The organism is Vibrio sp. 10N.286.55.E10 (assembly GCF_002872555.1).
GTDB classification, from domain to species: Bacteria; Pseudomonadota; Gammaproteobacteria; order Enterobacterales; family Vibrionaceae; genus Vibrio; species Vibrio crassostreae.
The window spans coordinates 1-5,146 of sequence record NZ_MCSD01000034.1; the positions used below are offsets into that span (position 1 = coordinate 1).

Annotated in this window: 2 protein-coding genes, 7 tRNA genes and 2 rRNA genes; 6 read left to right on the forward strand and 5 right to left on the reverse strand. The window is 42.5% G+C overall.

All coding sequences use genetic code 11. The annotated features are described in order from the left end of the window. Window positions 1-414: 414 nt before the first annotated feature. The 6 genes from BCV39_RS16505 (at window position 415) to BCV39_RS16530 (ending at window position 2,799) form a co-directional block, all read left to right on the forward strand. Window positions 415-2,040 (forward strand): methyl-accepting chemotaxis protein, encoded by a 1,626-nt coding sequence (locus BCV39_RS16505; RefSeq protein ID WP_102431292.1) that lies wholly within the window; start codon window positions 415-417, stop codon window positions 2,038-2,040. 234 nt (window positions 2,041-2,274) lie between these two features. Further along, a tRNA-Phe gene (locus BCV39_RS16510) sits at window positions 2,275-2,350 on the forward strand. A gap of 56 nt (window positions 2,351-2,406) precedes the next feature. Then, window positions 2,407-2,482 (forward strand) — tRNA-Thr (locus BCV39_RS16515). A 24-nt stretch (window positions 2,483-2,506) separates the two neighbouring features. Continuing rightward, a tRNA-Asn gene (locus BCV39_RS16520) sits at window positions 2,507-2,582 on the forward strand. Between the two features lie 36 nt (window positions 2,583-2,618). After that, window positions 2,619-2,694, forward strand: a tRNA-Thr gene (locus BCV39_RS16525). Between the two features lie 29 nt (window positions 2,695-2,723). Next, window positions 2,724-2,799 (forward strand) — tRNA-Asn (locus BCV39_RS16530). A 344-nt stretch (window positions 2,800-3,143) separates the two neighbouring features. Here BCV39_RS16530 and BCV39_RS16540 read toward each other — a convergent pair. From BCV39_RS16540 to rrf (BCV39_RS16560), 5 genes are all read right to left on the reverse strand, one after another. Further along, window positions 3,144-3,539 carry a DUF2391 family protein gene (locus tag BCV39_RS16540; protein ID WP_102431293.1) on the reverse strand — a complete coding sequence of 132 codons (396 nt, stop codon included), beginning with the start codon at window positions 3,537-3,539 and terminating at the stop codon, window positions 3,144-3,146. Between the two features lie 932 nt (window positions 3,540-4,471). Beyond that, window positions 4,472-4,548 (reverse strand) — tRNA-Asp (locus tag BCV39_RS16545). Window positions 4,549-4,578: 30 nt separating this feature from the next. Next, a 5S ribosomal RNA gene (gene rrf, locus BCV39_RS16550) occupies window positions 4,579-4,694 on the reverse strand. A gap of 42 nt (window positions 4,695-4,736) precedes the next feature. Next, window positions 4,737-4,813, reverse strand: a tRNA-Thr gene (locus BCV39_RS16555). Between the two features lie 75 nt (window positions 4,814-4,888). Next, window positions 4,889-5,004 (reverse strand): 5S ribosomal RNA (gene rrf / locus BCV39_RS16560). Window positions 5,005-5,146: the final 142 nt, after the last annotated feature.

Below are 5,146 nucleotides of genomic sequence, written 5' to 3' on the forward strand. Positions count from 1 at the left end.
AAGTCTTGCAAGGGGAGCCACATTCAAGAAAGCCAAGTCGAAAGACTTGGCTTTTTTTCGTTTGAACAAAAACAAACTCTATTCAATAGACACATCAGCTCAACGCAACTCTTAATCAGTCTCGATAAGTTGAGTTATATCCTTCTAGTACCTTCACTACAGCAGTTGATTCTAAGTTCTATAAAGAACCTCTATTCCAACAGAACCAACTAATCCCAGAAATCCCCTTCCCCACCTTAACTCCGTAAGCCGTCACATCAAAACAAACAGAATTCCATTTCATTACTTTTTTTTCTTCGAAAATTTAATCTCTATCATGTTTTGATATCTTTCTAATATCTGCCATACACGACTTAGATTAAGATTCGATGAACTATACCTAATACTAATTATTGAATCGCTGCGCGGGGAAACATGAAACTAAAAACGCAAGCTTACTTATTATCGGGCATCATCTTGATCGCCCTGCTAGCACTGACCGCTACTGGTTTATGGACATTGAGAGTCGCGAGCAACATGGACAACAAAGCTCGCGTGACCGAGCTATTTAAGAGTGCATACAGCATCCTTACTGAAGTCGAAAAAATGGCGATTGATGGCACTCTAGAAGAAGAGCAAGCTAAGCAACTAGCTACTCGCCTTCTACGTAACAACATCTATAAAGATAATGAATATGTTTACGTAGCCGATGAGAACATGACGTTTGTCGCGACACCATTAGATCCTCAATTACACGGAACCAGCTTTAACGACTTTAAAGATGGCAACGGGAATAGTGTAGGTCAGCTAATCCAAAGAGTACTTGGTAATCGTACTGGGCAGATCATTGAGTACACCTGGACACAAAAACTGCCAGATGGAACGATTGAAGAAAAACTGTCTATAGCAGAGAAAACACCACATTGGGGCTGGGTTGTCGGAACAGGTATCGGGTTCAATGAAGTTAACGCTCGTTTCTGGTCTACCGCTCAATGGCAGCTGTTCCTTTGTGTCGTGATTGCTGGTCTTATTCTATCGAGCCTAATTGTATCTATTAAACGCATGCTAGCGCTTCTTGGTGGCGAACCTAAAGATGTAAGAGAAGCTGTACAAGCCGTAGCACAAGGTCGAATTCAAACCTCTTTCGAAACTCAGGCGACAGACGGCAGTATTTACCACGCCGTACAACAAATGAGTAAGTCACTGGCTGAGTTGGTATCAAACCTGGACGCTTCAATGCTGGCATTAAGGGGAGAACTGCAGCGCGTAGAAGACCGTGCTGGGTCAATTGCTCAACTAACAGAGACCCAACAGCAATCAACAGAGATGATCGCGACAGCAATGACCGAGATGGCCTCTTCAGCCAATAACGTTGCTGATTCAGCTAGCGATACCGCGCGCAACACCGACGAGGCCGATAAACAGAGCCAGCATACCCAACAACTGATTCACAACACAGTAGACAACATTCAAGGCCTAGCAGGCCAACTAAGCACAGCAAGCGAAGCTGTCGCTAACCTAGATAACGATGTAAACAACATTGCGAAAGTATTGGATGTGATTGGTGATATAGCGGAGCAAACTAACCTGTTGGCACTTAACGCAGCCATTGAAGCAGCTCGAGCTGGCGAACAAGGCCGTGGATTTGCGGTTGTAGCAGATGAGGTTCGTAACCTTGCAGGTCGAACACAATCAAGCACCAAAGAAATTCAGTTAATGATTAATAACCTTCAAGACGGATCTCGCAACGCAATTCAAACTATGGAAGTTTGTGCCGCGACCAGTGAAAGCACCGTAACAGAGTCTCAAAACGCCTCTGAAGCACTACAACAGATTGTTGTCGCATTAGAGTCGATTTCATCAATGAGTCATCAAATCGCAACAGCGGCCGCTGAGCAGACTCAGGTGAGCGATGATATATCAAAGCGTATCAACATGATCGAAGAGAGCGGCAACCAACTGAGCAATGTCGTGATAGAAAGTCATAACAGTACCCAAACTCTCGCCTCCCTTTCTAATGAATTAGAAGCTTGGGTTAATAGGTTTGAAGTAAAACACTAAACTCTCTAAAAATTTTTTAATAAAAAAGCACGTTTTCATACGTGCTTTTTTTATTTCGGCGCCCATTCAGTGTAGTTAACCGTAGTTTTACTATCTATTAGGGCATGCTAGACCTAGGTTTTTCACCCCAAATGAGCAAAAACAACCCACTAAGTATAGAAAAACATCAAACGATACTTTTTTTGCAATTTAATGTTGACCCAGAACGCGAAAACACGTTTAATACACCTCGTCGCCCGGATAGCTCAGTCGGTAGAGCAGAGGATTGAAAATCCTCGTGTCGGTGGTTCGATTCCGCCTCCGGGCACCACAATTTATTTGTTGGTGTCCTAGACAACAACAGTAAAGCACAAAGAAATATTATGTGCCGACTTAGCTCAGTAGGTAGAGCAACTGACTTGTAATCAGTAGGTCACCAGTTCGACTCCGGTAGTCGGCACCATTTCTTTAAAGCTTTAAGAATAATTCCCCTTTAGTTCAGTTGGTAGAACGGCGGACTGTTAATCCGTATGTCGCAAGTTCAAGTCTTGCAAGGGGAGCCAAGTTAATCATCAAGCATAAGCTTTTTGATTCATGATGCCGACTTAGCTCAGTAGGTAGAGCAACTGACTTGTAATCAGTAGGTCACCAGTTCGATTCCGGTAGTCGGCACCATTCTCTTGATTAGAGACTAAACAATCAATTCCCCTTTAGTTCAGTTGGTAGAACGGCGGACTGTTAATCCGTATGTCGCAAGTTCAAGTCTTGCAAGGGGAGCCAATTAAAAAAAGCCGCATCATTGATGCGGCTTTTTTGCATCTAAAGATCATAACTTCTCAATACAACTACCCTCACATTTCAAATATCATATTCAATTCAAAAACCAACCGTTTTTATATCCATCCAAAGCTACAAATCTTCGCCACTTAACTCCCTTCAAAATCGTCCAACAACAAACGACACATTCACGTAAGAGTCACTCATAGTACGTTACTACTCATTTTATTATTGAGAAGATCGGCTGAAAAAATCAATGCTAAGCCTAGAAATGAGAAAGCTAAATAACAAATCAAATAAGCGCTAGAAAAGCTCTGTAAGGCGCTTCAATCCAAATGATACACAAGTCACTCTTTATCAAAACTATCCACTACAATAGCGCCCATAGAGGCTGGCATTGAAATAACAATCACTCTTTTGATCGATACAACAGGGTCACTCAATAGAGGTAATTTGTCCAAGCAAGTCAGTACCAAAGCAACGACCAAGGCCGTCATAACATAAGCAATAACTATTCTGAAAATAAACACCGGCAACCGTGCAACAACATCTTTTTGAAAGACACTCTCATACGTATAGAAGCCTAAGAACACCGCAGACAGTAAAAATAACAGCAATAGATTAGCGGTAGGTAAAGTCTCCCCTAACTTCCAAGTCTCTTCAGAAAAAGAAATTGGCACGGCCAAAGCAAAAGATCCCACAAAGATCTGGCTCGCATCTTCAAAGTTAAAACTCAATTTCATAGTTCGATCCACTAGGTTTAAGGCTTTATCTATTTCTTAAAATAATCACAAAACTATCCGCCGATGGCTTGAGGGATTGTCTTCCTACCAAGTAAACAGTAATGACCTTTCTAATTTCATATTAGTCGCAATAGCCAAAACATAGCTTGAACTAACCAGCAAGAAATCAATATGCTCAGAGTAAAGTGGTCAACACAACAGATTCATGTCGAGTCAACAAACACATCAGAGTCGAAGAGAGACCGGTAAACATCCCCTAAGGACCTACACTTAGAACCAGAGAATCTCAATCCGGTTGGGTGATCAATACAATTAATAGTGGTTTAAGCTTAATGCATTAAGTCGACTCATTAAGGGCTATAGTGTTCTTAGCAGAAACATCCATGATGGATTCCTAATTACACATCAGAACCACCCTCTAGATTCATAGATAGAACAGAAATCAGGTTTCGTAGACGAAGGGCTGTTAGCTAATACTTGAACTTGATAAAGCGAACATCCACAAACGCAGGGCACGTAGGATGAGTTGTAAGGCTTATAGAGCCTCAGGTATTGAAATGGACATGCTGATTAGAACAGTCTCATGAACCTAACTTACAACGTCGTATAGCTCGAGTGTTTGAGCACTCAGCCGCGTTTGAAGTCATGCTAGTGCCAACTCACAACTGGAGTCAGAAATGATGTCACCCTAATCGTAGGGTTTGGGTTTGGGTAACACGTAGGCTAAAGGAAAGTCTTTTGTGCAAGTTATTCGACTGACGTGCGAAGCACTATGATTTAGATGCAAAAAAGCCCCGTTATTTCTAGCGAGGCTTCTTATAAGTAATGGAGTGACTGGGGTCGTAGCCGACCGGGACTCCTTGGTCAAAGACCAAATTATCAACACCCAGAAACGGCGAAAGCCTAGTCATAAGACTAGGCTTTCTAATAAGTGGCGGAGTGGACGGGACTCGAACCCGCGACCCCCGGCGTGACAGGCCGGTATTCTAACCAACTGAACTACCACTCCGCAGTGTCTATTCAGCTTAAAGCAATTTGAGCCTGACGATGTCCTACTCTCACATGGGGAAGCCCCACACTACCATCGGCGCTATTGTGTTTCACTTCTGAGTTCGGCATGGAATCAGGTGGGTCCACAATGCTATGGTCGTCAAACAAATTCTGTTGTTAACTTGATGAATCAAATCAACTAAATAGTGGTGCTGATACCCAGACTCGAACTGGGGACCTCACCCTTACCAAGGGTGCGCTCTACCGGGCTGAGCTATATCAGCAATTCAAATATCGTTTAAAAACGATTCTGAAAAATTTTTGTCTTCACTTTTCAAAAAAGTGAAAATAAATTTGGAGCCTGGTGATGTCCTACTCTCACATGGGGAAGCCCCACACTACCATCGGCGCTATTGTGTTTCACTTCTGAGTTCGGCATGGAATCAGGTGGGTCCACAATGCTATGGTCGCCAAGCAAATTTTGCTTTTACTTTCAGTTTTTTAAAAACTGAAGGCAAAATAATCTGGAAAACTGATTTAAAAGTCTCTTCAAACTCATTCAAGCGTTTGGTATTTCTTTGAGTCCACAAAACCCCTTGGGTGTTGTATGGTTAAGC